The 24,087-nt window shown below is 68.3% G+C and carries 25 protein-coding genes and 1 tRNA gene; 7 read left to right on the forward strand and 19 right to left on the reverse strand.

The window, feature by feature from the left end; genetic code table 11:
- Positions 1-11 precede the first annotated feature (11 nt).
- From DS843_RS07540 to DS843_RS07550, 3 genes are all read left to right on the forward strand, one after another.
- Positions 12-1,061, forward strand: coding sequence for an ABC transporter substrate-binding protein (locus DS843_RS07540; protein WP_149468272.1), 1,050 nt, complete (start codon positions 12-14; stop codon positions 1,059-1,061).
- Between the two features lie 169 nt (positions 1,062-1,230).
- A complete protein-coding gene (locus DS843_RS07545; RefSeq protein ID WP_149468273.1) occupies positions 1,231-2,493 on the forward strand; it encodes an ABC transporter permease in 1,263 nt (420 codons plus the stop codon).
- Positions 2,490-3,320 (forward strand): ABC transporter permease, encoded by an 831-nt coding sequence (locus DS843_RS07550; RefSeq protein WP_167525227.1) that lies wholly within the window; start codon positions 2,490-2,492, stop codon positions 3,318-3,320. The genes DS843_RS07545 and DS843_RS07550 overlap by 4 nt, the downstream gene beginning before the upstream one ends.
- Before the next feature lie 63 nt (positions 3,321-3,383).
- On the opposite strand, the gene DS843_RS07555 is transcribed toward DS843_RS07550, so the two are convergent.
- Complete coding sequence (locus DS843_RS07555; RefSeq protein WP_149468274.1) at positions 3,384-3,968, reverse strand: cupin domain-containing protein; 585 nt, start codon at positions 3,966-3,968, stop codon at positions 3,384-3,386.
- Between the two features lie 140 nt (positions 3,969-4,108).
- Here DS843_RS07555 and DS843_RS07560 point away from each other — a divergent pair, with 140 nt between their 5' ends.
- Positions 4,109-5,569 (forward strand): NAD-dependent succinate-semialdehyde dehydrogenase, encoded by a 1,461-nt coding sequence (locus DS843_RS07560; RefSeq protein WP_208852195.1) that lies wholly within the window; start codon positions 4,109-4,111, stop codon positions 5,567-5,569.
- 28 nt (positions 5,570-5,597) lie between these two features.
- Complete coding sequence (gene gabT, locus DS843_RS07565) at positions 5,598-6,884, forward strand: 4-aminobutyrate--2-oxoglutarate transaminase (RefSeq protein ID WP_149468275.1); 1,287 nt, start codon at positions 5,598-5,600, stop codon at positions 6,882-6,884.
- A gap of 112 nt (positions 6,885-6,996) precedes the next feature.
- Here gabT and DS843_RS07570 read toward each other — a convergent pair whose 3' ends face one another.
- The 4 genes from DS843_RS07570 to DS843_RS07585 are packed head-to-tail and all read right to left on the reverse strand — an operon-like array spanning position 6,997 to position 8,970.
- On the reverse strand, positions 6,997-7,362 hold the full coding sequence (locus DS843_RS07570) for a DUF1428 domain-containing protein (RefSeq protein WP_149468276.1): 366 nt from the start codon (positions 7,360-7,362) through the stop codon (positions 6,997-6,999).
- Positions 7,363-7,399: 37 nt separating this feature from the next.
- Positions 7,400-7,834 (reverse strand): VOC family protein, encoded by a 435-nt coding sequence (locus DS843_RS07575; protein ID WP_149468277.1) that lies wholly within the window; start codon positions 7,832-7,834, stop codon positions 7,400-7,402.
- A 34-nt stretch (positions 7,835-7,868) separates the two neighbouring features.
- Positions 7,869-8,333, reverse strand: a complete 465-nt coding sequence (locus DS843_RS07580) for an SRPBCC family protein (RefSeq protein WP_149468278.1) — start codon at positions 8,331-8,333, stop codon at positions 7,869-7,871.
- The gene (locus DS843_RS07585; RefSeq protein ID WP_149468279.1) at positions 8,320-8,970 is read right to left on the reverse strand and encodes a TetR/AcrR family transcriptional regulator; all 651 of its coding nucleotides are present in this window, start codon (positions 8,968-8,970) and stop codon (positions 8,320-8,322) included. Before DS843_RS07585 ends, DS843_RS07580 begins: the two co-directional genes overlap by 14 nt.
- Before the next feature lie 189 nt (positions 8,971-9,159).
- Between DS843_RS07585 and DS843_RS07590 the strand changes: the two genes are divergently transcribed.
- On the forward strand, positions 9,160-9,867 hold the full coding sequence (locus DS843_RS07590) for a hypothetical protein (RefSeq protein WP_149468280.1): 708 nt from the start codon (positions 9,160-9,162) through the stop codon (positions 9,865-9,867).
- Positions 9,868-9,934: 67 nt separating this feature from the next.
- Here DS843_RS07590 and DS843_RS07595 read toward each other — a convergent pair whose 3' ends face one another.
- From DS843_RS07595 to rocF, 3 genes are all read right to left on the reverse strand, one after another.
- Entirely contained in the window at positions 9,935-11,050 is a 1,116-nt protein-coding gene (locus tag DS843_RS07595) for a M14 family metallopeptidase (protein ID WP_149468281.1), read from the reverse strand.
- Positions 11,051-11,121: 71 nt separating this feature from the next.
- Positions 11,122-12,339, reverse strand: coding sequence for an ornithine--oxo-acid transaminase (gene rocD, locus DS843_RS07600; protein WP_149468282.1), 1,218 nt, complete (start codon positions 12,337-12,339; stop codon positions 11,122-11,124).
- A 28-nt stretch (positions 12,340-12,367) separates the two neighbouring features.
- Positions 12,368-13,333 (reverse strand): arginase, encoded by a 966-nt coding sequence (rocF, locus tag DS843_RS07605; RefSeq protein WP_149468283.1) that lies wholly within the window; start codon positions 13,331-13,333, stop codon positions 12,368-12,370.
- Positions 13,334-13,463: 130 nt separating this feature from the next.
- Here rocF and DS843_RS07610 point away from each other — a divergent pair, with 130 nt between their 5' ends.
- Positions 13,464-13,892, forward strand: coding sequence for an Lrp/AsnC family transcriptional regulator (locus DS843_RS07610; RefSeq protein WP_149468284.1), 429 nt, complete (start codon positions 13,464-13,466; stop codon positions 13,890-13,892).
- A gap of 1 nt (position 13,893) precedes the next feature.
- Here the strand turns inward: DS843_RS07610 and DS843_RS07615 are convergent, their stop codons facing one another.
- The 11 genes from DS843_RS07615 to DS843_RS07665 form a co-directional block, all read right to left on the reverse strand.
- Positions 13,894-14,973 carry a ParA family protein gene (locus tag DS843_RS07615; protein WP_149468285.1) on the reverse strand — a complete coding sequence of 360 codons (1,080 nt, stop codon included), beginning with the start codon at positions 14,971-14,973 and terminating at the stop codon, positions 13,894-13,896.
- Positions 14,974-15,115: 142 nt separating this feature from the next.
- A complete protein-coding gene (locus tag DS843_RS07620; RefSeq protein WP_149468286.1) occupies positions 15,116-15,901 on the reverse strand; it encodes a galactosyltransferase-related protein in 786 nt (261 codons plus the stop codon).
- Positions 15,898-18,393, reverse strand: a complete 2,496-nt coding sequence (locus DS843_RS07625; protein WP_149468287.1) for a tetratricopeptide repeat protein — start codon at positions 18,391-18,393, stop codon at positions 15,898-15,900. Before DS843_RS07625 ends, DS843_RS07620 begins: the two co-directional genes overlap by 4 nt.
- Before the next feature lie 8 nt (positions 18,394-18,401).
- Positions 18,402-19,124, reverse strand: a complete 723-nt coding sequence (locus DS843_RS07630; RefSeq protein ID WP_149468288.1) for a hypothetical protein — start codon at positions 19,122-19,124, stop codon at positions 18,402-18,404.
- Between the two features lie 21 nt (positions 19,125-19,145).
- Entirely contained in the window at positions 19,146-20,123 is a 978-nt protein-coding gene (locus tag DS843_RS07635; RefSeq protein ID WP_149468289.1) for a glycosyltransferase family 10 domain-containing protein, read from the reverse strand.
- Positions 20,124-20,292: 169 nt separating this feature from the next.
- Positions 20,293-20,368 (reverse strand) — tRNA-Phe (locus tag DS843_RS07640).
- A 98-nt stretch (positions 20,369-20,466) separates the two neighbouring features.
- Positions 20,467-20,667 carry a DNA gyrase inhibitor YacG gene (yacG, locus tag DS843_RS07645; protein WP_149468290.1) on the reverse strand — a complete coding sequence of 67 codons (201 nt, stop codon included), beginning with the start codon at positions 20,665-20,667 and terminating at the stop codon, positions 20,467-20,469.
- A 3-nt stretch (positions 20,668-20,670) separates the two neighbouring features.
- Positions 20,671-21,927 (reverse strand): ribonuclease E/G, encoded by a 1,257-nt coding sequence (locus DS843_RS07650; RefSeq protein WP_149468291.1) that lies wholly within the window; start codon positions 21,925-21,927, stop codon positions 20,671-20,673.
- The gene (locus DS843_RS07655) at positions 21,924-22,544 is read right to left on the reverse strand and encodes a Maf family protein (protein ID WP_149468292.1); all 621 of its coding nucleotides are present in this window, start codon (positions 22,542-22,544) and stop codon (positions 21,924-21,926) included. Before DS843_RS07655 ends, DS843_RS07650 begins: the two co-directional genes overlap by 4 nt.
- 56 nt (positions 22,545-22,600) lie before the next feature.
- Positions 22,601-22,819: a translation initiation factor IF-1 gene (gene infA, locus DS843_RS07660; protein ID WP_014198195.1), complete on the reverse strand. Its 219-nt coding sequence runs from the start codon at positions 22,817-22,819 to the stop codon at positions 22,601-22,603.
- Between the two features lie 142 nt (positions 22,820-22,961).
- Positions 22,962-24,026 carry a lysozyme family protein gene (locus tag DS843_RS07665; RefSeq protein WP_149468293.1) on the reverse strand — a complete coding sequence of 355 codons (1,065 nt, stop codon included), beginning with the start codon at positions 24,024-24,026 and terminating at the stop codon, positions 22,962-22,964.
- Positions 24,027-24,087 lie beyond the last annotated feature (61 nt).

Consider the following 24,087-nt stretch of genomic DNA (forward strand, 5'->3'; position numbering starts at 1 on the left):
GAACGGGGACGATGTCGAAGCTTAAGGTGGCGGTTGGGTTCCTTGCGACGTTCACCGCCGGTGTGGCTCTGGCCACCGCCGCGCAGGCCCGCGACCTGACGGTCGTGTCCTGGGGCGGCGCCTATCAGGAAGCCCAGAAGAAGGTCTATTTCGAGCCGTTCAAGAAGGCGGCCGGCATTCCGATGAACGACGAGTCCTGGGACGGCGGCATCGGCGTTCTGCGCGCCAAGGTCCAGGGCGGCGCCGCCACCTGGGACGTCGTGCAGGTGGAGAGCGAGGAACTGGCCGTCGGCTGTGAAGAGGGCCTGTTCGAGACGATGGAGTTCAACCGGATCGGCGGCGAGCAGGCCTACCTGCCGCAGACCGTCGATGCCTGCGGCGTCGGCGCGATCGTGTACGACTTCGTGCTCGGCTACGACAAGGACAAGCTGAAGGACGCGCCGAAGAGCTGGGCCGACTTCTTCGACACCAAGAAGTATCCGGGCAAGCGCGGCCTGCGCCAGGGCGCCAAGACCACCCTGGAGATCGCCCTGATGGCCGACGGCGTCGCGCCGAAGGACGTCTACAAGGTTCTGGCGACCGAAGAGGGTCTGGAGCGCGCCTTCAAGAAGCTGGACACCATCAAGAACGACATCGTCTGGTGGAAGGCCGGCGCCCAGCCGCCGCAGCTCCTGGCTTCGGGCGAGGTGGTGATGACGTCCGTCTACAACGGCCGCATCGACGCCGCGAACAAGGCCGAGAAGAAGAACTTCGGCATGGTGTGGAACGGCGCGCTCTACACCATCGATAGCTGGGTCATCCTGAAGGGCAGCCCGAACAAGGAAGCCGCCTACAAGTTCCTGGACTACGTCGGCAAGGCGGAGAACCAGGCCAAGCTGTCCGAGAACATCGCCTACGGCACGTCCAACAAGGACGCCCCGTCCAAGCTGGCCCCCGCCGTGCTGAAGGACCTGCCGACCGCTCCGGAGAACATGAAGAACGCGGTCGAGATCAGCGTTCCCTTCTGGCTGGAGAACATCGACCGCCTGACCGAGCGCTTCAACAAGTGGGCGGCGAAGTAAGTCGCTCGAGTCTTTGAGTGGTTGCGACGGGCCCCCTCCTTAACCCTCCCCCACCTCCGGTGAGGGAGGGAACTTGAAGCCCTCCCCCGCGAAGTGGGGGAGGGTTGGGTGGGGGCCCAACGCGACCACCCCACACACCTCTCTACCGCATTTTCGAAATAGGCCGCCCATGACAGCCGCGTTCGTCGCCGGCGCCGATGCGTCGTCCGAGGTGCCCCTCAAGCGCCGCCTGAAGCGGGCGGAGCGGGCGCGCCGGCTCAAGGCCCTGGCGCTGATCCTTCCGCTCCTCCTGTTCCTGCTCTTCACCTTCCTCGGTCCAATCGCCGGCATGCTCTGGCGGTCGGTGGACGATTGGGAGGTGCGTCAGGTCCTGCCCCACACCGTCGCGGCGCTGGCCGATTGGGACGGCAGGGATGTCCCGGGCGAGCCGGCCTTCGCCGCTCTGGCGGGCGACATCCGGACGGCGCGCGAGGCCGGCACGGTCGCCATCGCGTCCAAGCGGCTGAACTACGCCCTGAACGGCTTCCGCACCATCATGTCGGGCACGGCGCGCAACCTGAAGACCCTGCCGGAGCCTGGCACCGCCAAGGAAACCCTGATCGGCATCAACCCGGCCTGGGGCGAGCGCGCCACCTGGGCGGCGATCAAGGGTGCCAGCGGGCCGCTCACCGGCTTCTATCTTCTGGGCGCGGTCGATCTGACCCGGAACCTGGACGGCGCCATCGTCGCCGCCCCCGAGGAGCAGGCGATCTACCGCGACGTGTTCGGGCGCACCTTCACCATCAGCTTCGGCGTCACGGTCCTGTGCCTGATCCTGGGCTTCCCGGTCGCCTACATGCTGGCCACGCTGCCCACGGGCCAGTCGAACCTGTTGATGATCTTCGTGTTGCTGCCCTTCTGGACCTCGCTTCTGGTGCGCACCTGCGCCTGGATCGTCGTGTTGCAGAGCGAGGGCATCGTGAACGATTCCTTGCGCTGGATCGGCCTGATCGACGAACCGCTGCGGCTGATCTACAACCGCTTCGGCGTCTATGTGGCGATGACGCATGTGCTGCTGCCCTTCATGATCCTGCCGCTCTACAGCAGCATGAAGTCGATCTCGCCGGCCTACATGCGGGCCGCGGCGTCGCTGGGCGCCTCGCCGGTCACCGCCTTCCTGCGCATCTACCTGCCGCAGACCGTGCCCGGCATCGGGGCGGGCAGCCTGCTCGTCTTCATCCTGGCCATCGGCTACTACATCACGCCGGCCCTGGTGGGTGGTGCCGCCGACCAGATGATCAGCTACTTCATCGCCTTCTACACCACGGAAACCGTCAACTGGGGTCTGGCCTCGGCGCTGGGCGCGGTGCTTCTGCTCGCCACGCTGCTGCTGGCCGTCGTCTATGGAAAGCTGGTCCACGGCCAGCAGGTCACGGGAGGGATGAAGAATTGAGCCAGAACCACTCCCCCCGCACGGCCAGCCAGCGCGTCGCCTGGATCACCACCGTGGTCGTCGCCTCGCTGGTGCTGGTCTTCCTGATGGCGCCGATCCTGGCGATCATGCCGCTGTCCTTCAGCTCCGGCTCCTACCTGACCTACCCGCTGCCGGGCCTGTCGCTGCGCTGGTACGAGGATTTCCTGAACTCCCCGCGCTGGGTGACGGCGCTGAAGAACAGCGTCATCATCGGGGTGGCCTCGACCATCCTGTCGATGGTGCTTGGCACGCTGGCCTCGCTCGGCCTCGCCCAGTGGAAGAGCAAGTTCAAGCCGCTGGTGCTGGCCATCGTGCTGTCGCCGGTGGTGGTGCCGGGCGTCATCACCGCGGTCGGCCTCTATTTCTTCTTCGCGCCCCTCGGGCTGACCGGCGGTTACACCGGGCTGATCCTGGCGCACACGGCGCTGGCGACGCCCTTCGTGGTCATCACGGTCAGCGCGACGCTGCAAAGCTTCGACATGAATCTGGCGCGGGCCGCCGCCTCGCTCGGCGCCTCGCCGATCTACGCCTTCCGCCGGGTGATCCTGCCGCTGATCCTGCCGGGTCTGGCGTCGGGCGCCCTGTTCGCCTTCGCCACCAGCTTCGACGAGGTGGTGGTGGTGCTGTTCATGGCGGGTCCCGAGCAGCGCACCCTGCCCCGCGAGATGTTCAGCGGCATCCGCGAGAACATCAGCCCGACCATCACGGCGGCGGCGGTGATCCTGACCACGATCTCGGTCATCCTGCTCGCCACGCTGGAGGCCCTGCGCCGTCGCAACGAGCGGCTGAAGGGCAACCTGCGCTGATACGAAAACGCCGGGCGGCCCCGATGGGCGGCCCGGCCTTTCCTCAAATCCGGTGGAGTGATGTCAGAGATAAGGCGGGGTGCAGGCGCTGATGATCTCGCACTCTTCGTCGCCGATGTTGCGGAAGCGGTGCGGGATGCGGCTGTCGAACAGATAGGCGTCGCCGGGACCGAGGATCTCCTTGCGGTCGCCCACCGTCAGCTCGATTTGGCCCTTGATGACGACGCCGCCCTCCTCCGATTCATGCTGGAGCATGGTGCGCCCGCCGGTGTCGGCGCCGGGGGCGTATCGCTCGTGCAGGACCTGGAGGTTGCGCCCGTGCAGGTCGCCCACCTGCCGGAAGGACATGAAGCCGACCCGGCTCTTCACCAGACTGGTCAATTCGATCAGATCGCTGCCCTTGAAGAAGATCTGCTCGCGCGGCGGCAGGTCGTCGGAGGAGAAGAACTCCGCCAGGGTCATGGGAATGCCCTGGAGCACCTTGCGCAGCGAGGAGACGGAGGGGCTGCACCGGTTCTGCTCGATCAGCGAGATGGTTCCGTTGGTCACGCCCGCCCGTTGCGCCAACTGGCGCTGGGACAGGCCGTGCGCTTCCCGCACCTGCTTCAGGCGCGCGCCCACGTTGAAATCGACAGCATCCACATCCATGGATCGGTTCCTCGCTCCTGACCGGAAGGCATACCGGAATCGCGTGTGTGCGTCACCAAAAACTCAACACCCGATTAGGGTTGTTTAATTTATTAAACATGGCTACGCTCCCTTCACATCGCAATTCGAGGCGGACCCCCATGCTGTCGCTGAACGATCAGAGCCTTCTTCGGACCCAAGCCTATGTGAACGGCGCGTGGCGCGACGCCTTCTCCGGCAAGACCTTCGCGGTGACCAACCCGGCGACGGGCGAGGAACTGGCCCAGGTCGCCGACGTCGGCGCGGAGGAGACTCGTCAGGCCATCGCCGCCGCCGACGCCGCCCTGCCCGGCTGGCGCGCCAAGACCGCCAAGGAGCGCGCCGCGATCCTGCGCCGCTGGTTCGAGCTGATCATGGCGGCGCAGGAGGATCTGGCCGTCCTGATGACGCTGGAGCAGGGCAAGCCGCTGGCCGAGGCCCGCGGCGAGGTCGCCTACGGCGCCAGCTTCATCGAGTGGTTCGCCGAGGAAGGCAAGCGCGTCTACGGCGACGTGATCCCCACCTTCGCCGGCAACAAGCGCATCGTCGTGCTGAAGGAGCCGATCGGCGTCGTCGCGGCGATCACGCCCTGGAACTTCCCCAACGCCATGATCACCCGCAAGGTCGGCCCGGCGCTCGCCGCCGGCTGCACCGTGGTGGTCAAGCCGGCGGAGGACACGCCGCTGTCCGCCCTGGCGCTGGCCGAGCTGGCGGAGCGCGCGGGTGTCCCGGCGGGGGTGTTCAACATCGTCACCGGGTCCGACCCGGTCGCCATCGGCGGCGAGCTGACCGCCAACCCGATCGTGCGCAAGCTGTCCTTCACCGGATCGACCGAGGTCGGCAAGATCCTGATGCGCCAGTCCGCCGACACGGTGAAGAAGGTGTCGCTGGAGCTGGGCGGCAACGCGCCCTTCATCGTGTTCGACGACGCCGACCTGGACGAGGCGGTCAAGGGCGCGCTCGCGTCCAAGTACCGCAACTCCGGCCAGACCTGCGTCTGCGCGAACCGCCTGCTGGTCCAGGCCGGCGTCTATGACGCCTTCGCCGCCAAGCTGGTCGAGGCGGTGAAGCAGATCCGCGTCGGCAACGGCCTGGAGGCCGGCGTCAGCCAGGGTCCGATGATCAACACGCAGGCCATCGACAAGGTCGAGGAGCTGATGGGCGACGCCGTGGCCAAGGGCGCCAAGGTCGCGCTCGGCGGCAAGCGCCACGATCTGGGCGGCACCTTCTTCGAGCCGACCATCCTGACCGGCGTCACCACCGAGATGCGCGTGGCCCGCGAGGAGATTTTCGGCCCGGTCGCCCCGCTGTTCAAGTTCGAGACGGAAGCCGACGCCGTCCGCATGGCGAACGATACGGAATTCGGTCTGGCGGCCTATTTCTACAGCCGGGACATCGGCCGGGTGTGGCGCGTGGCGGAACAGCTCGAATACGGCATGGTCGCCATCAACGAGGGCATCCTGTCGACCGAGGTCGCGCCGTTCGGCGGCATCAAGCAGTCGGGCATCGGGCGGGAAGGCTCCAAGTACGGCGTGGATGACTTCCTGGAGATCAAGTACCTGTGCGTCGGGCTGGGCGCCTGACGAAACGTCCAATCGGGGGTTTTTAGAGATGAGCAACCAGTCCTTCCAGGATCGCCGCAACGCCTCCGTTCCGCGCGGCCTTGCCAACGCCATGCCGGTCTATGTGGACCGCGCCGAGAACGCCGAGCTGTGGGACGTCGAGGGCAACCGCTTCATCGACTTCGCGGGCGGCATCGCGGTGCTGAACACCGGCCACCGCCATCCGAAGATCGTCGAGGCGGTGAAGGCCCAGCTCGACCGCTTCACCCACACCTGCGCGATGGTCACGCCCTACGAGTCCTTCGTGACCCTGGCGGAGCGGCTGAACGCGCTGGTTCCGGGCTCCACGCCGAAGAAGACCGCCTTCTTCACCACGGGCGCGGAAGCCGTCGAGAACGCCGTGAAGATCGCCCGCGCCCACACGGGCCGTCCGGGCGTGATCGCCTTCACCGGCGCCTTCCACGGGCGCACGCTGCTGGCGATGGCGCTAACCGGCAAGGTCGTTCCCTACAAGGTCGGCTTCGGCCCCTTCCCGGCGGAGGTCTACCACGCGCCCTTCCCCAACGCCTATCGCGGCATCAGCGTTCAGGACAGCCTGAAGGCGCTGGAGCAGCTCTTCAAATCGGACGTGGACGCCACCCGCGTCGCCGCGATCATCGTGGAGCCGGTGCAGGGTGAGGGCGGCTTCAACATCGCCCCGCCGGAGTTCCTACAGGCCCTGCGCAAGGTCTGCGACGACAACGGCATCCTGCTGATCATCGACGAGATCCAGACCGGCTTCGCCCGCACCGGCAAGATGTTCGCCATCGAGCATTCCGGCGTCGAGCCCGACCTGATGACCATGGCGAAGAGCCTGGCCGGCGGTTTCCCGCTGTCGGCGGTCACCGGCAAGGCGGAGATCATGGACGCCCCGATCCCCGGCGGCATCGGCGGCACCTACGCCGGCAGCCCGCTGGCGACCACCGCGGCCCTCGCCGTGCTGGACGTCATCGAGGAGGAGAAGCTGATCCAGCGCTCCAACGACCTGGGCGAGCGCATTGCGGGCCGCTTCCGCAGCATGGCCCAGCGCAACACGCTGTCGGTGATCGGCGACGTGCGCAACCTGGGCGCCATGATCGCCATGGAGCTGGTGAAGGACCGCGACACCAAGGAGCCGGCGCCGGAGCTGACCAAGGCGCTGGTCGCCAAGGCGGCGGAGAAGGGCCTCGTCCTTCTGTCCTGCGGCACCTACGGCAACGTGATCCGCATCCTGGTTCCGCTGACCGCGCCGGACGCGCTGGTGGACGAGGGCCTGGACATCATCGAGCGCTCCCTGGAGGAGTTGGTTTCGGCCTGATTTTTCAGCGCTGACTTTTTCAGTCCTGATTTTTCAGCGAAGTCCCCTGACTGCAACCCTCCTTCCCGCAAGGGAAGGAGGGCTTTCTTTATGCGCGGCGGTCCGCCAACCCTCACAGATCGACGACCGGCGCGAACCCGCCGAAGATCATCCGTTTTCCGTCGAAAGGCATCGGATTCGTCTCCGGACTGAACCGCTCGTCGGTCTTCATCAGCTCCTCCATCCGCTTCATGGCGGCGTCCCGCGTGGCCTTGTCCGGCCATTCGACCCAGGAAAAGGCGACGGTTTCGTCGTCCTTCGCCTGCACCGACCGGCGGAAATCGGTGAGCTTGCCGTCCGGTACATCATCGCCCCAGCATTCGACGACACGCGTCGCACCAAGCTCCTTGAACAGGCTGTCGGCCTTGTTCGCGTGATCGATGAAGGCCTGCTTGTTGGCCGTTGGAACCGCGATGACGAACCCGTCAACGTAAGCCATGTCTTTCCTCCCTTATTCGATTGTTTGGCTCTTTCCGTCAGGACACCGCCGCAGCCGCGTCCTTCGCACCGGCGTAGTTCAGCATCCAGGGCGTGCCGAACCGGTCGGTGAACATGGCGAAGCGCTCGGCCCAGAAGGTTTCGCCCGGCGGCATGGGCACGGACCGGGCGTCCTTCGCCAGCGCTTCGAAGACGCGGTCGAACTCGGCGAGCGACGGCGGGGCGATCGACACCGCGAATCCCTGCGGCTTGCTGTACATGCTGTCCGGCGCGTCGGACGCCATCACCGTGGCCGCCCCCAGCTTCACCATCATGTTCATCACGAGGTCATCGCCGCCGGGCATGCGGCTTCCCGCATCCGGGGCGTCACCGTTGCGGAACACATAGGCGACCTCGCCGCCGAGGGTTTCGGCGTAGTGGGTCATCGCCTCCAGGCAGGTCCCGTTGAAGTTGAGATAGATCGTCGGTTCCATGGCGTCGTCTCCTCCCGATCGAAGCGATTTGGCATCAAAGCGTTTTCGCAAGGGCCTCAAGCTGGTCGGTCGCTTTGCCCCAGCCTTCGTGGAAGCCCATCTTCTCGTGCTCGTCGCGCGCCTCGGCGCTCCAGTGCATGGCGCGCGCGGTGTAGCGGGTCTGGCCGGCGCCCGCGTCTTCGAACAGCACCTCCGCGGTCATGAAGGCCCGGCCCGACGGCCGCCAGCCGGGGCGGAAGGCGTCGGTGAAGACCAGCCTGCGGCCCTCCTCCACGTCGAGGAAGACGCCGGGGTCGCCGAAGGATTCGCCGTTCGGGCCGTTCATCAGCGTGAAGAATTCCCCGCCCGCCCGCAAGTCCATCCGCGCCTCGGACACGAACCAGGGCTTGGGGCAGAACCACTGCTTCAGAAGCTCGGGTTCGGTCCAGCAGCGCCACAGCGCGGGACGCGGCGCGTCGAGGGTACGGGTCAGAACGAGGTCGCGCTCAACTTCCGTCATGGGGATTCCCTTTCGAGCGGGGCGTTGAAAAGAGCAGCGTGAGGTAGCGTTTCAGGTGATCGACGCTTTCCAGCGCGTCGGCCCGGTCGCCCGTCGCCTTAGCGAGGATGAAGGCGCCCTGGAGGACGGCCTGTGTGTGCCGCGCGAGACTCGCCGGGGTCCAATCGGCCTCGATGCCGCGCGCCGCCATGGCCGCCGCGATGTCCGGTTCGAGCGTCGCAGCGTGGCCGAAGATGCTGGCGGCGCAGGCGTCGCGGATCGCCGGATGCGACCCGTAGACCTCCTGCGTCATGGTCCCGACGAGGCAGGTGAATTCGGCGGGGTCGCCGTCGATGATCGCCTTGCGGAACTCGACATAGCCGAACAGGCGGTCGAGTGGGTCTTCGAGCCGCCGGTAAGGCGCGTTCTCGAAGAAGGCCGAGGTGGTTTCCGCCCAATAGGCGGCGGCGGCGACGCCGAGCGCTTCCTTGGTCTCGAAATGATGAAAGAACGCGCCCTTGGTGACCCCCGCCGCCTTGCAGAGATCATCGACGGAGGTCGCCGCGAAGCCCTTGGCGCGGATGACATCCCGCGCCGCTTCGAGAAGCCGGGTGCGGGCATCGCCGCGTTCGGGGTGGCGTTTGGCTGGTCTCGGCATGGGCTAAACATACCGAACGGTTGGTATGGGCGTCAAGTGCGACACATGACAACGCACCCACTGCGGTCGATTGACGCTCTCATTTTCACGATCATGATACGCCAAAGTTGCAACCTTTATGCTAAAGATCTAAAGGTTGTCGTGCCTGGCCTGTATTTTCACGAAGACAAAATACGAAGGAGATGCATTTTGCGGCTTTCTGCAGCCATCATGGCATTTTTGGCTTTCACCACCATTCACACGGCTCGCGCTGACAGCATCGCTTCGCAGCTGCCGATCGGATCGTCCTACGAAGGTACGATCCAGGTTTCCCGCACCAAAGTTCCCCTGCCGCCTGGAAAGTGGACGGTCACAGCACTCAATGAAACCAGGAATAACCAGAATAATGTTATCGCATTCCTGACGATGGCAAACATCATCAACGGTAAATTCTTGGGGCATATTTCTATCGGAACGAACGTCGATCTCGGTGCGGGGGGCTGGGAATTCTCTAGGTTCTGCTCACGAAAGGATGTCTACTTCATCCAGACAGACGCCCACTATCAACGGGAGCAAGCATGCTGGGGCATAAACCACATCATCATGGAAGCGACGAGCAATTACCAACCCACCCACGGTAAGAATATTCGTCAAACCCTTTCCGAATTAGGCACCATCATTCCAAAAGTCATGATCAATACCACGTTCCGCTTTGCCAACGATCATTCATTCATAACCTATGAAATATTGTTGAACCCAGAATATTTTGGCTTTTCCTTGGAAGGTGAAAGCACCTGGGCGAATAGCCCTTGGCATAAGGATCTAATCATGAGGAACCCCGAGCGCCAAAAATTCCTTGAGCAGGTGAAAGAGCAGCACGCGGCTTTTTACCCAATGCTCAAGAATCAGTTCCGCTAACTGTTCGATCCGAATGACTGGCGTCCAAAGGAGACTCCGGTTCTGATGGAAGCGCGGAATGAGCCTTTCACGCGCTCAGCAACGGCCCCGTCCGCCGCAGCGTCGTTCCCGCCACCTTGGCGATCCGCTTCCCCGCCAGGGTGAAGCGGGTCGCGCTGTGGGCGTAGAGGACGCCCGCCGATTCGCTGCGCACCGGGGTCACGGCGCCGGTCAGCGGGTCGAGGATGTCGGCGACCACGGCGCCGGCCTCCACGCGGTCGCCCGCCTTGTGGTGGAAGACCACCACGCCGCCCACCGGGGCGGTAAGGGGTTCGGAGGATTCCAGCGGGGTCGGGGCGCACAGCGGCTCCGGCAGGGCCGGCGGCTCGCCGGACAGGACGCCGACATGGGTGAGAAAGCCGGCGATGGCCTGGGCGTCCGCTTCGCCCTGGGCGTGCTCCACATCGGCCTGCCCGCGCAGCTCCACGGTCACGGAATGGCAGCCGAAGGGAATCGGGCGGTCGGGCCAGCGCTTGGCAAGCTCGTTCCAGGGGCGGCTGACCGCCTCGTCGAAGGGGTCGCCGCCGGATTCCTCGGCCAGGAAGACGGCCCGCGCCCCGAGAAGCCGCTGCAACGGGGCGAAGGCCTCCGCCGAGGGCGTCAGGGTGTAGAGGTGCATCACCGCTTCCAGGTCGCAATGCAGGTCCAGCACCCAATCGGCCTGGAGCGCCAGTTCCAGAAGACGGTGCTTCATGTGCTCCGTCTCGGTGCGCGGGGTGCGCTCGGCCAGGGCGTCGGCCAAGGCGGCGCGGATGGCGGCCTTGTTGGCCTCGCCGTCGTCGGTCAGGCGGTCGGCCACGCGCTCGGCCACCGCCTCGGTCAGGTGGGGGTAGTCGCGGTTGAAGTTCTTGCCGTCGTCCTGGTCGAACCGGCCCAGGTGATGGTCCATCAGCGACTGACCCAGCCCCACCGGGTTGGCGACCGGAACGAGGATCACCTCGCCCGCGATCCGCCCCTCGGCCTCCAGCGCGGTCAGGATGCGGCGCAGCTTGTCGGCCACCAGCATCGCCGGGATCTCGTCGGCGTGCAGCGACGCCTGGATGTAGGCGCAGGGCCGCGCGCCCGCCGTGCCGAAGCGCTGGACGGTCAGGGTCCGCCGGGTGCCGGGGGTGGCGGACGGGAGGTCGATGATGGCGCTGTGCATGGCGGATCGCTGCCGGAAAAAGGAAAGCCCGCCCTACCGTGGCGAAGGCCGGGGCGGGCCGCAAGCGCCTTTTACGGAATGGTGGCTCCCGTCAGGACGGCGTCGAACTGCTCCAGCGCCCAATCGACCTGCCCGCGGGTGATGACCAGAGGCGGAGCGATGCGGATGGTGTGGTCGTGGGTGTCCTTCGCCAGCACGCCGCGCGCCCGCAGCGCCTCGCAATAGCGGCGCGCCCCGCCCGCCTCCGGGTGAAGCTCCACCGCCAGCATCAGGCCACGCCCGCGCACCTCGCGGATCACGTTGCTGCGGATGGCGCCGAGTTGCTCCAGGAAATAGGCGCCCTGGGTGGCGGCGTTGTCGATCATGCCCTCCTCCACCAGCACCCGCATGGCGGCGCGGGCGACGGCGCAGGCCAGCGGGTTGCCGCCGAAGGTGCTGCCGTGCTGGCCGGGCTTCAGAACGCCCAGAACCTCGGAGTTCGACAGCACCGCCGACACCGGGTAGAAGCCGCCGGACAGCGCCTTGCCGATCAGGGTGACGTCGGCCTCCACCCCCTCATGCTCCTCGGCCAGCAGCTTGCCGGTGCGGCCCAGCCCGGTCTGGATTTCGTCCAGGATCATCACGACGTTGCGCTCCGTGCACAGGTCGCGCACCCGGCGCAGATAGCCGGCGGGCGGGATGACCACGCCGGCCTCGCCCTGGATCGGCTCCAGCAGGACGGCCACCGTGTTGGGGGTCATCGCCGCCTCCAGCGCCGCCGCGTCGCCGAAGGGCACGGTGCGGAAACCCGGCGTGAAGGGGCCGAAGCCGCCGCGCGCGTCCGGGTCCGTGCTGAAGCTGACGATGGTGATGGTGCGCCCGTGGAAGTTGTCGGAGCAGACGATGATCTCCGCCTGATTCTCCGGCACGCCGCGCACCTCGTAACCCCACTTGCGCACCGTCTTGATCGCCGATTCGACCGCCTCCGCCCCGCTGTTCATCGGCAAAATCTTGTGGGAGCCGGTCAGCGCCGCCAGCTCCTCGTAGAACGGCGCCAGTTGGTCGTTGCGGAAGGCGCGGGAGGTCAGGGTCAGCTTCGACGCTTGGCTCACCATCGCCTCCAGGATCTTCGGGTGGCAATGGCCCTGATTGACGGCGGAATAGGCCGACAGGCAGTCGAGATAGCGGTTGCCCTCAGTGTCCCAGACATAGACGCCCTCGCCGCGCGCCAGCACGACGTCCAGCGGCTTGTAATTGTGGGCGCCCAGGCGGTGTTCGGTCCCGATCAGGTCGGCGGCGTGCGGAAGCATGGCGTTCTCTCCGGGAATTGTTTTTTCGTCAAACGGCTTGGCCGCCGATCTGCGACCGGGTGACGGCGGGGTCGATGATGCGGCGCCCGAACAGGCTCGCCACCAGATCGACCAGCAGAAGGGCGCTCTTGCCCCGTTCGTCCAGGAAGGGGTTCAGTTCCACCACGTCCAGCGAGCCGACGACGCCCGCATCGTGCAGCATCTCCATGATGAGGTGCGCCTCGCGATAGGTCGCCCCGCCCAGCACCGCCGTCCCGACCGCGGGCGCGATGGAGGGGTCGAGGAAATCCACGTCCAGGCTGACGTGCAGATGGCCGCCGGCCTGCCGCACCCGCTCGATGATGCGGCGCATGTGGACGCCGACTCCGTGCTCGTCGATCAGCCGCATGTCCACCACGTCCACCCCGCGGGCGCGCAGCAGGCGCCGCTCGCCGGCATCGAGGGAGCGGATTCCGAACAGATGGACGTGGGCCGGATTCACGGTGGCGCGCTGCTCCGGCGGGAAGACGTCGTCGAAGCCGTCCTCGCCACACAGCAGGGCCACCGGCATCCCGTGCATGTTGCCGGACGGCGAGGTGTGGGGCGTGTTGAAGTCGCCGTGCGCGTCCAACCACAGCACGAACAGCGGCTTCCCCACCTCCCGGCAATGGCGGGCCACCCCGGTGACCGAGCCCATCGACAGGCTGTGGTCGCCGCCCAGAAAGACCGGCACCCCGCCCGCCCGCATCATGGCGTAGGAGCGGTCGGCCAAAGCCCGCGACCAGGCGGTGATCTCCGCCAGACGGGCCGTGGCGGCATCGCCCTCGCTCCAGGGAGCCGGGGTCAGGTCACCCAGATCGCGGACCTCGTGCCCCAACTCGCGCAGGGCGCGGACCAGCCCCGCCGTGCGCAGCGCCGCCGGCCCCATCAGGGCGCCGGGATGGCCGGCCCCCGCTTCGATGGGAACGCCGATGATCTCCACGAAGCGCTGATCGTCCCGGTCCCCCGAAGCCATGCCGCCCCTCTCCCTGTGCGATCCTGCCTTCCATGACTATCGTGGGCGGAGCAGGCGGCAGAAAGACGGAAAAGTGCCAACGAACGGCGGCGTTTTTGACAGTTTGCGAAGCCTGACTTATCATTTTGGCATGGACGACCTGGACCACCGCCTTTTGGGGCTGCTGCGCGCCGACGCGCGCCAGCCCGTCGCCGGGCTTGCCGCCGCGCTGAAGGTGTCGCGCGCGACCGTGCGCGCCCGCATCGACCGTCTGGTGGACAGCGGGGTCATCGCCGGCTTCACGGTGCTGCTGCGCAAGGATCTGCGGCCCGCCATGATCCGGGCCATCACGATGATCGAGGTGGAGGGCCGCGCCGCCGAGGCGGTCATCGCCCGGCTGCACGGTTTCCCGGAGGTGCGGACGGTCTACACGACCAACGGGCGCTGGGACGTCGTCGCTGAAATCGAAACGGAGTCGCTGGAAGCGTTCGACGACACGCTGCGCCGCGTCCGGCAGATCGCCGGCATCGCCTCCACCGAGACCAGCATCCTGCTCTCCGCCCGCAAGGCGGTGCTGTAGCCTAGCCGCCGAGCCCCGCCAGGACCCCTCCCAGAAGCGGCTGGCCGAACAGCGCCCCCAGCGCGAAGCCGACGATCAGCCCGACCGCCGCCGCGACCAGCGACCGCCCGGACCCGCCTTTGGGCGATTCCGCCGACGCGCCTCGCCCGTTGCCGCCGCCCGTGGACTCGTCGCCCTCATCCGGTGCCGCCGCACGGCGGGCGCTGTAGGAGGCGTCGGTGTCGGCGTGCCACGCGCGGATGCGGTCCTGCGCCGGCTTCAACTGCTCGTCGGTCGGGGCGGCGCCCCGGCCATGGACGATCTCCCAGCCCAGCGCCAGGAAGCGCGTGGTCGTCCGCCCCTCCGGGCTGAAGATCGCGGCGGGCATCCGGCGGTAGGTCGCCTTCACCACGTCCACGTCGTAGGGCACCGCCGTGCGGAACATCAGATCCGGAAACTCGGAGCGCAGCATGGTCAGCGATTCGCGCCCGACCTCGTCGTTGGTGATCGACAGCATCAGGATGCCGGCCACCGTCAGGTTGGGATTCATGCCCTTCTGGATGTGCTCCACCACCGACAGGGTGCGCTTCAGCCCGTCCAGCGCGTAGCGCCCCGGAAAAACCGGAAGCACCAGCCGGTCCGAGGCCGCCAGCGCGCCCGCCGCCAGGTGGCCCAGCGCCGGCGGACAGTCGATCACCACGTAATCGGGCGGGTTGCGCGAGAAGTGCAGCGCCTTGCGCAGGCCCCGCTGAGACCCGCCGCGCGCGTCCAGCGCGTGTTCGAGCGAATAGAGCTTCCGCGCCCCGACGATCATCGACAGCCCGTCGAAGCTGGTCGGCGTGATGGCATCCTCGACGAAGGTGTCCTGGCTCAGCAGGTCGTTGATGCCGACGCGCGCCTTCTCCCGCAGCAGGAAGTTGCTGGTGGCGCTGCTCTGCGGATCGAAGTCGATCAGGACGACGCTCTTGCCCAGCGCGGCCAGCGCCAGGGCGAGGTTCACCGAGGTGGTCGTCTTGCCGACGCCGCCCTTCTGGTTGTACACCGCCAGAATGGTCGGCTGCCGCGTCTCCGGCGCGTCGAAGACGTCTTCGTGGCTGGTCATGTCCGTTCCGCTTCGTCGTTTCGCGGGGTCGTTCCGTGGGTCTTTCCGGGGGTCGAGCGCCGCCGCGGGCGCCGCACTATAGCCAAGCGGACGCGCCGGTGTCTTCCCGCAGATGCGCGGGTGCCCCCGAAAGGTAACAGCCTCAGCGCGCCCTGAAGGCCGCCAACTGGCCGGGCAAGGGCGCCAGGGTCAGCCGCACCCGGACGATCTCCCACCGCCCGTCGGCGCCGGGAGGCGCGCCGTCGCAGGGGCGGCGGTCGAGAATTTCGAAGGACAGGGTGGAGAGTCCGTCTTCCTCCGGGATCGACCCGCCGGACCAGTTGGTCTGGAACACCCGCTTGTTCACCCGCGCGATGGCCGAGGCCGAGGCATCGGGGTTGAAGCCCTCGTTGTCGTGGTCCAACGGTTCGAACCGTCCGGGCCGCCGCTCGGTCGGGATGCGGCGGGAGCGGATGCGCAGCGACAGGTCGAAATCCTCGTAACCCCAGCCCCAATAGGCGTTGGAGTAGCCGTCGATCCGCCGGAACACCTCGTTGGGCATCAGCAGAACGCCGCCCATGGTGCTCTCCAGATCGGTGGTGACCGTCTGCTCCGAACGGCCCGGAGCCACCGGGCGCTTCTCCGCCCCGAAGGACAGGATGGGGGTCGGGCGGTCCACCCAGGAGTAATCGGCGTCGATGGGCAGATAGTCGATGTCGTGCAGGCAGGTGTAGCCGCTCTCCGCCTCGCCCAGCAGGAAGCCGACATTCTTGACGGCGCCCCGGTTGAAGGGCAGCCCGGACTCCTGCTCCACGATGGTGACGCGGTAGTCGATGGGATCGGGGAGCGTTGCGAAGTAAGCGCCGACCCGCGGCACGAATTCCCTCAAATGAGCCTCGCGGTCGCGGTAGGGCACGACGATGTGAAGCCGCCGGTCCGTGGTCGTCATCGCGCGCCTCCTGCGGGTCCGAAGTGCTGCCAGATGGTCCGGTAGGCGTCTTCCAGATCACGGGCGAAGCGGTCCGCGTCGAACAGCGGGCTGGTCGCCCGCGCCGCCGCCAGCCGCGCCCGCAGGTCCGCCAGCCGCTCCGGGTCGCGGGCGAGATCCAGGGCCAGCGCCTCGTACGCCTCCAGCGACTCCGTCACCAACTCCGGCAGGCCCACCGTCTTGAGAAGGCTGGCCGCCACCCGCCCGGCGAAGGTCGGGCCTCGGCAGGTCACCACCGGCAGACCGGCCCACAGCGCGTCGCTGGCCGTGGTGTGGGCGTTGTAGGGCAGCGTGTCGAGGAACAGCCCGGCCAGCCGGTGCCGGGCCAGATGCTCGGGCTGGGGCCGCGGCGGCGCGAAGACGAGGCGGTCCGCCGCGACGCCGCGACGCTCCGCCTCCCGCCGCAGGTTCGCGGCCACCAGCGGATCGCCCGCGAACAGCCACAGCACGCTTCCGGGAACCGCGCGCAGCAGCCGCGCCCAGACGTCGAACAGGGCGGGCGTCAGCTTGTAGGGGCTGTTGAAGCAGCAGAAGACGAACCCGTCCTCCGGCAGACCGCATTCGGCGCGCGTCGGGGTGCGCTCCGCGATGGCCCGGTGGCGGTCGTTGGGCTGATAGCAGTGGGGAAGCCGCACCACCGCCTCGCTGTAGAAGCCTTCCTCCCCCGGCGGGATCGTCACGGCATCGGCCAGGATCGCGTCGATGAAGTCCGCCCCCATGGTGCCGGGATAACCCAGCCAGTTCACCTGCACCGGGGCGGGCCGCGCCGCCAGGATCGGCGTGCGGGCGAAGACCGTATAGGCCTGCAAGTCCACCAGGATGTCGATGCCGTCCGCCGCGATGATCCGTGCGGCATCGGCATCGGAGCGGTCCCGGACATCCACGAAGCGCTCCACCGCGCCCATCAGCCGCCGCCGCATGGGGCTTCCGTCATCGGCGCCCATGGAATAGGCGGTGACGGCGAAGCGCGTGCGGTCGTGCCGTTCCAGCGTTTCGGCCACCAGATGGGCCACCGCGTGCTCGCGGAAATCCGCCGACAGGTAGCCGATCCGAAGCCGTCCGTCCCCGCAAGGGCCGGGGCGCGCCACCGCCGGCACCCCGCGCGCCTTCTGCCGCGCCCAGCGCTCCGCCGCCATGCGCTGGTCGGCCAGGGTGGCCGGTGCGGACAGAATTCCGAACGGCGGAATGCCTTCCGCTCCGCCGCGCAGCCGCTCCACCAGCCGGGCTTCCCGCTCCTCCAGGTCCCGCCAGTCGCACAGGCGCTTCTGCTGCTGCACCAGTTGAGCAAGCGCCGGCGCGTGCCCGGGTTCCAGCCGCAGCCGGCGGCGAAGGGCGGCGATGGACAGCGCGACCCGGTCGGTCAGGGTCGCGGCCGATCCCAGATCCTGCCAGCCCGCACCGTCCCCCGGAGCCAGCGCCACCGCGCGGCGCAGCGCGTCGAGCGCGGCCCGCGGACGGAAGGCGTCCATCCGCACCAGCCCCAGAACCCGCCATGCCGTGGCGTTCTGCGGATGGCGCCCGGTCAGCCCGCACAGCACCGCCTCGGCCTCTGCGAGATCCGGCAGACCGCGCAGGCTGCGCAACGCTTCCGCCAGATTGATTTCGGCCACCGGGAAATCGGGCCGAAGGGCCAGCACCGCCCGGTACTCCGCCACCGCCTCCTCCCGCCGTCCGGAGTCGGCCAGCGCGTTGGCGAGGTTGTTGCGCGGGCCGGGATCGTCCGGCGCCAGCCGGACCGCCATCGTGTTCGCCCGCACCGCCACGTCCCAGCGGCGCTCCGCGTGGGCAGCGTTGCCCAGCAGCATCCAGGCGTGCCGGTCCGCCGGGTTCAGCGCCGCCATGCGGCGGCCCGCCGCCACGGCCTCCTCCTGCCGCCCATCGGCCAGGGCGAGGCCGCCGAGGTTGTTCAGGGAAACCGCATGCTCCGGATCGCGGGCGAGCGCCTCGCGGTAGGCCGCGGCGGCTTCCGCGGCGCGGCCCAGCCCCTCCAGCGCGACCCCCAGGTTCTTCCAGGTTCCGGCGTCACCGGGCCGGTGGCGCAGGGACTCGCGGTAAGCCCCTTCCGCCTCGCCGGGGCGGCCCTGCTCCTGAAGCGCGACTCCCAGATTGTTCCACACCTCGCCCAGACCGGGGCAGGCCGCCAGCACGGCGCGGTAGTGCGGTTCGGCCTCCGCCGGACGGCCCTGGGAATGGTGCGACAGCGCCACCCCGTAATGCGCGTCGGGAGAGCCGGGCGCCAGCTTCAGCGCCGCCGCATAGACCGCCCCCGCCGGAGCCCATTGCGACAGCCCCGCCAGCAGAGCGCCGAAATCCAGATAGACCTCCGCGTCCTTTCGCAGCGCCAGCGACTGCTGGAACAGCGCGACGGCCTCCCTCACGCGGCCCTCGCGCTGGGCGGCGACCGCCTGCCGGTGCAGCGCGGCGGCCCGTTCGGCGGTGTCGTCAGTGTCCATCACTCCGGTCACTCCCGCCAGCGCGTGTGCATCAGGATTCGCGGGATCTCCGCCGGGCGCCGGTCGTCGCCCCATTGCGAGATGTCGGGGATCGTGGACACCCCGCGGCGGCGGGCCAGCAGGCTGAGGATGCTCTGGTCGTGCCGGTGGTCGCGGAACTCCGGGTAGTTGGGCTTCCCGCATTCGTTCGGCGCGTCGGTGAGGATGCGCTCGTCCTGGGCGAAGCGCAGCCATTCGGAGACGAAGGCGATGGTCTCCGGCGTCCGTTCGCAGACGATGAAACTCGCCAGGATCTGGGTGGCGTCGGTGTATTCAGGCCGGTCCAGCCGCATGAAATGGAAGCAGTCGCGCTTCGTCCAGGCGCGGTTGCGGTGTTCGTCCTGAAGCGTGAACAGCAGGATGGGCAGGTCGCGCCGCTCCCGGCACAGCTCGATCACCGGGTCGGCGCGGTGCACGAAATGGGCGCCGCTGTCGCAGTAGAACAGAACGTCGCCGTCCTTCAGATGGTCGCGCAACAGCGTCCAGATGGCCCAGGGCTTCCAGAGCCAGTAGCCCGCCCCGCGCGGCTGGTCGAGGATGAAGCGGTTGCGCTCGACGAAGGCCGGATCGATGTGGCCGCGCCCCAGCATGGCCACGGAATCGAAGCCGCCGATCTCCAGCCCGCTCCGGGCGTTGCGTTTCTGAGCCTCCAGAAAGGCCCCGTCCGCGTAATTCAAAAGCACCCGCGCCATCACATGCCCCTCATCCAGCCCCTACAACCGGCTTTCGATCCAGTCGGCGAGGCGGTAGGCGTCGAAATGGAACTCCTCCGTCCCCAGGAAGGGCGGCACGGCGCGGTGGGCGCAGTAGGCGTCATGGTCGTCGTCCACCGCCAGGATGTGCTCCACCGCCTCCTCGTCCGTGGCGAAGCGCGACACGTCGATGAAGCTGCCCGCCGCGACCTCGCGCGTCAGGTCCGGATCGCCCCAATAGAGCGGCACCGCCCCGGCCTGGAACACGTCCAGGATCTTCTCCGTCAGATAGCCGGGGTGGCTGGCGTTCTCGAAGGCGAAGGCGAAGCGGTAGCGTTCGAAGACGCGGATCTTCGCCAGCCAACCCATCTTCACCACATTGCCCGTGTTGTTCAGGTGCCAGCCCACCGAATCGACGCGCCGCCGTCCGTCCAGCGCCGGGAAGAAACGGTTGCGGCGCTCCCCGTTCGGGTTCTTGTAGAGGAAGGCGCAGAATTTGCGCTCCGCGAACTCCGCCCGCGTCGGCGGCACGGGCGGCAGGACCGGCGAACAGAAGTGGGGCACCGCCCCCTCCCGCATGTGCTCGTAGGCGTGCATGACGTAGAGCGGCAGGCGGAAATGGCGCGGGTCGTCGATCCGGTCGAAGGACACCGCCATGTCGAAGCCGTCCAGCGGCGGGCGCACATTCTCCCCGGTGAAGAACAGGCTGCGGCGGCTGCGCGCCTCCCGGTGCCGCCCGCCGAAGACCGACACGATGGCAAGGTCGCTGTCGTCCTCCACCACCGATAGGTCGAATCGGCTGGACAGGATCTCGATGAAGAAGTTCGTGCCCTTGTCGAATTCCGGCCAGAAATCGTGGAAGGCCAGCTTCAGCCGGGGCCTGCCCCCGCGCCGCGCCCGGTAGGGGCCGTGCAGCAGGAAACGGTCGAGCCGGTCCGGGTCGCCGCCCGGTTTGGAGAGGAAATCCGCCAGAAACGCGCTTGTCCGCCGATCGATCATCCCGCCATCCGCGCCGGAGCCTTGCGGAGCGCACGATAAAGTCGCCGTCGCGTGAACGCCACCGCCTTGTGCGCGCAAGGGGGCGGGGCGTGCGAAACGGCACCGAAAATGAAAAAACGCCCCGCGATTGACGGAGCGTTCGAACACCACGGCTTCTTCAGAGAGAAGGTGGTGCCCAGGGACGGAGTCGAACCGCCGACACGGGGATTTTCAGTCCCCTGCTCTACCAACTGAGCTACCTGGGCACCGGGGCCGCGGTTGGAACCGCGGCGCGTCGAGGCGCGCTTTGTAGGCAAATTCGCCGGGCCTGTCCAGCCCTAAAATGCACAAATTTCTCGGCGCTTCACTCCCGCTCGTCCGCCTCCTCCGCGTCCGGGCGGTCGGGGCTTTCGATGCGGTAGACACCGCCCAGCCAGCGCGACAAATCCACGTCGGCGCAGCGTTTGGAACAGAAGGGTTTGGTTTCTTCCACCGCCGGACGCCCGCAAATCGGGCAGGACTTGTTGTCGGGTTTACGGCCAGCGGGTTTACGGTTGTCGTTCATCGCTCATCCCTCCGCCGCGGCGGCACGGTCGGCTCTTATCTGGTCGGCCTTCAACAGATCCACCAGGGCCGTGCCGCGCCGCGCGCGGGTCATCTCCACGAGTCCCAGCTTGGACAGGCCGTAGACCTGCGTCTGGGCCGGGTCGTCCTCGACCGCGCGGGACAGGGCGTTCAGCAGCCGTTCGGAGTCGCCGCGGTTGCGCATGTTGACGAAATCCACGACGACGATTCCCCCGGCGTTGCGCAGGCGCAGTTGCCGGGCGATTTCCGCCGCCGCTTCCAGATTGACGTCCAGGGGGTTGCCGCGTTCCCCCGCGTTGACGTCCACGACCGTCATGGCCTCTGTCCGCTCGATCACCAGCGACCCGCCGCCGGACAGCGGCACCCGCGTGCCGAGCAGCGTTTCGATTTCAGCGTCGAGGTCCCGCAGGTCGAACAGCCGCTGCCGTCCGTCCGACGGCGCGGCGAGGCGCCGGGCGTCGAACGGCTCCACCCGCTCCTCCAGATCCGGCGCGCGGTCGGCGCACCAGGCGGCGAGATCGCGGGCCAGCGCCGCGTCGTCCACGGTGATCCGCGACGGGCGGGCCGCTCCATGCTCGATCAGCGCGCGGCGCGGCGCGTCGGGACCGGACAGCAACAGGGACGGCCCGCCGCCCCGCTCCGCCGCGTCGCGGATTTGCCGCCACGCCAGATGCAGCGCGTCCGATTCGGCGGCCAGAAGGCCGTCCGGCGCCGTGGCGGCGCCAGCCCGGACGATCCAGCCGGCCCCGGTCGCGACGTCCTGAACGCGGCGGGCCAGATCGGCGCGCTCCGGCCCGCTGCCCAGCCGCTTCGACACCGCCACGTCGCGCCCCAGCGGCGCGTGCACCAGGAAGCGGCCCGGCAGGGTGATGTCCATGGTCAGGGTCGGCCCCTTGGCCCCGGTGGCGTCGGCCTTCACCTGCACCAGCACGGTCTGGCCGGTGCGCAGCAGATTGCCGATGCGCTCGCCCTTGGCCTTCGGGCGCCCCTTCGGCCCCCGGGCATCGAGAGCGGAGAGCAGGCCCGACTTGCCGGTGCCGAGATCGACGAAGGCGCCGTCCAGCCCCGTCGCGATGCGCTCCACCCGGCCCAGGAACACATGGCCCAGAAGGGACGGGCGCTCCGCATGGTCGATGTAGAGGTCGGTCAGCCGTCCGCCGGTCAGCACGGCAGCCCGCGTCAGCGGACCGTCCCGGTCCACGAGGATTTCCAGTTCGGCGCCGGCCGATGCGCCGCTCACGGCAACGGGAACCCCGCGCCGCGCAGCAAGGCCGCCACCTCGAAGAGCGGCAGCCCGACGACGTTGCTGTAGGAGCCGCCGATCCAGCGCACATGGGCCGCCGCCCGGCCCTGGATCGCGTAGCCGCCGGCCTTGCCCTGCCATTCGCCGGAGGCGAGGTAGGTTGCCGTCTCCTCGTGGGACAGCGACTTGAAGGTCACGTCGGTGCGCACCAGCCGTTCCGACCGGCGCGGCGCCTTCCCTTCACCTTCCGGCCCCTCCCCTGCCGGAGAAAGCAGAACGACTCCGCCGAACACCCGGTGCCGCCGCCCGGACAGCAGGCCGAGGCAGGCGCGGGCCTGCTTTTCCTCCTCCGCCTTGGGCAGGATGCGGCGGCCGCAGGCGACCACCGTGTCGGCGGCCAGCACGAAGGCGCCGGGGTGACGCGCGGCCACGGCGGCGGCCTTCTCGCCGGCCAGACGCAGCGCGTGCTGGGGCGGAAGCTCCCGCGGCAGAGGCGATTCGTCGATGTCTGCGGGATCGACCGCGTCGGGCACCACGCCGATCTGGCGCAACAGGTCGAGCCGGCGGGGCGAGGCGGACGCCAGCACGAGCCGGTGGGTGGTTTCGGTGCTCATAACGCGGGGAGGATGGCCGACGGCAGGAACCGGTTCAACGAAGGAAACCGGCTCAATCACTTGAACCGGAACGTGATCCGGCCCTTGGTCAGGTCGTAGGGCGTCATCTCGACGTTGACGCGGTCACCGGCCAGCACGCGGATGCGGTTCTTGCGCATCTTGCCGGAGGTGTGCGCCAGCACTTCATGCTCATTGTCGAGCTTCACACGGAACATCGCGTTCGGCAGCAGCTCGACGACGGTTCCGGAGAACTCGATCAGATCTTCCTTAGCCATAGCCCCTTAAGTCCGTAACAGTTTCGAGGCAATAACTGACCTCCCGAAGCCGCCCGGTCAAGGGGGATTCCACCGGGGGCGGTGAACCGCCGGCGCGGGGGTTGGCCAAAGCCTTCCAGGTAGAACGGAGCCGTGCGGCGGATCAGCCGAACGAACTCTCGTCGCCGTTCTCATACTCTCCTGCGCCGTCCGCGTCCATGCCCGCGGTGCCGCCGAGCGCCGCCGACTGGAAAGAACTGAGCGGCGACGGGCCGCCGTCCAGCCGGACACGCGGTTCCGCGGCCTGCGCGATCCGCTCGAACATCTCCTTCTGGTCGGTCTCCATCCGGCGCGTCAGCCGCGCGACGGTTTCCGACGCCGTCAGCGCCCGGCCCGACGCCCGGTCGAAGAACAGGCCGCGGTTGCTCTGCGCCGCGGCGGGAAGAAGCTCCGCGGCGGCGGCCCTCGGCGACGACTCGGCGGCGCGGATCAGCTTGGCCGCACCGCCCACGCCCAGCACATAGGCGATGCGGCTCTCCGTCTCCGACACCGGGCGCTTCAGCCGGGCCTCCAGCCGGTCCCGCCCTTCGGACAGATAGCGCGCGGCCATGCCGGCGGAAAGGTCCACATCGTGGCGCAGCGCCAGGATCTGGCGGCGCACCGCCGGGTCCTTGACGGACGGAATGCCGTTGCGGTTCTGGATCGCGCCCGCCAGTTCCCCATGGCCGTAGGCGGAGCCATGGCGGCGGAACAGGTCGAGCCAGGTGCGCTCCAGGAACTGGAACGGCCCGGCGGCGGAGCTGGACCGGTTGCGGGCCGACGGGTCCAGCCCGCTTTCCTGGGTCGCCTGGGCGAGGATGGCGGTGAAGCTGTGGCCCGACAGGCCGGCGACCTGCTGCGCCGCCAGGACCACCTGCCCGGCGGCGGGGTTGTTCGCCAGGGCGGCGCTGACGACCGTCGGCTGGGCGGGCACGGCGGCGGCTTCGGGCTTTCGGGCGGGGAAGGGAACGCGCGTTCCGTCGGCGAGCTGGATGGGCGCCTCCGGCTTCGTTCCCGGCAGGGGCGGGGTTTTCTGCCCATTGGCCAGCCGCCCGCGGGGAACCGGCTGGAACTCGGCCAGCGCGCTCTGGAACGACCCGCCCGGCGCCGTCCCGGCGGACGGCGGCGGAGCCGGAAGATCCGGCTTGCGCTCGGGAATCGGGACGAGTGGAGGCAGCGCGACCTTCATGGAACACCGGAACCGTCAAACCGGAACCGCCGCGGCGGAACCCTTCACCGCAACTTTAGCA

Source organism: Roseomonas genomospecies 6 (genome assembly GCF_008365375.1).
In the GTDB taxonomy this organism is placed as follows: Bacteria; Pseudomonadota; Alphaproteobacteria; order Azospirillales; family Azospirillaceae; genus Azospirillum.

Bases quoted from the DNA above. Each gene is read 5' to 3' on its own strand.
- DS843_RS07610 (WP_149468284.1), top strand. From the start codon at position 13,464: ATGGACGACCTGGACCACCGCCTTTTGGGGCTGCTGCGCGCCGACGCG.
- DS843_RS07560 (WP_208852195.1), top strand. From the start codon at position 4,109: ATGCTGTCGCTGAACGATCAGAGCCTTCTTCGGACCCAAGCCTATGTG.
- DS843_RS07570 (WP_149468276.1), bottom strand. From the start codon at position 7,362: ATGGCTTACGTTGACGGGTTCGTCATCGCGGTTCCAACGGCCAACAAG.
- DS843_RS07555 (WP_149468274.1), bottom strand. From the start codon at position 3,968: ATGGATGTGGATGCTGTCGATTTCAACGTGGGCGCGCGCCTGAAGCAG.
- DS843_RS07625 (WP_149468287.1), bottom strand. From the start codon at position 18,393: ATGGACACTGACGACACCGCCGAACGGGCCGCCGCGCTGCACCGGCAG.
- DS843_RS07615 (WP_149468285.1), bottom strand. From the start codon at position 14,973: ATGACCAGCCACGAAGACGTCTTCGACGCGCCGGAGACGCGGCAGCCG.
- rocD (WP_149468282.1), bottom strand. From the start codon at position 12,339: ATGCTTCCGCACGCCGCCGACCTGATCGGGACCGAACACCGCCTGGGC.
- DS843_RS07580 (WP_149468278.1), bottom strand. From the start codon at position 8,333: ATGACGGAAGTTGAGCGCGACCTCGTTCTGACCCGTACCCTCGACGCG.
- DS843_RS07655 (WP_149468292.1), bottom strand. From the start codon at position 22,544: ATGAGCACCGAAACCACCCACCGGCTCGTGCTGGCGTCCGCCTCGCCC.
- DS843_RS07540 (WP_149468272.1), top strand. From the start codon at position 12: ATGTCGAAGCTTAAGGTGGCGGTTGGGTTCCTTGCGACGTTCACCGCC.
- DS843_RS07575 (WP_149468277.1), bottom strand. From the start codon at position 7,834: ATGGAACCGACGATCTATCTCAACTTCAACGGGACCTGCCTGGAGGCG.
- DS843_RS07630 (WP_149468288.1), bottom strand. From the start codon at position 19,124: ATGGCGCGGGTGCTTTTGAATTACGCGGACGGGGCCTTTCTGGAGGCT.
- DS843_RS07635 (WP_149468289.1), bottom strand. From the start codon at position 20,123: ATGATCGATCGGCGGACAAGCGCGTTTCTGGCGGATTTCCTCTCCAAA.
- DS843_RS07585 (WP_149468279.1), bottom strand. From the start codon at position 8,970: ATGCCGAGACCAGCCAAACGCCACCCCGAACGCGGCGATGCCCGCACC.
- yacG (WP_149468290.1), bottom strand. From the start codon at position 20,667: ATGAACGACAACCGTAAACCCGCTGGCCGTAAACCCGACAACAAGTCC.
- DS843_RS07620 (WP_149468286.1), bottom strand. From the start codon at position 15,901: ATGACGACCACGGACCGGCGGCTTCACATCGTCGTGCCCTACCGCGAC.
- rocF (WP_149468283.1), bottom strand. From the start codon at position 13,333: ATGGCTTCGGGGGACCGGGACGATCAGCGCTTCGTGGAGATCATCGGC.
- infA (WP_014198195.1), bottom strand. From the start codon at position 22,819: ATGGCTAAGGAAGATCTGATCGAGTTCTCCGGAACCGTCGTCGAGCTG.
- DS843_RS07595 (WP_149468281.1), bottom strand. From the start codon at position 11,050: ATGCACAGCGCCATCATCGACCTCCCGTCCGCCACCCCCGGCACCCGG.
- DS843_RS07545 (WP_149468273.1), top strand. From the start codon at position 1,231: ATGACAGCCGCGTTCGTCGCCGGCGCCGATGCGTCGTCCGAGGTGCCC.
- DS843_RS07665 (WP_149468293.1), bottom strand. From the start codon at position 24,026: ATGAAGGTCGCGCTGCCTCCACTCGTCCCGATTCCCGAGCGCAAGCCG.
- gabT (WP_149468275.1), top strand. From the start codon at position 5,598: ATGAGCAACCAGTCCTTCCAGGATCGCCGCAACGCCTCCGTTCCGCGC.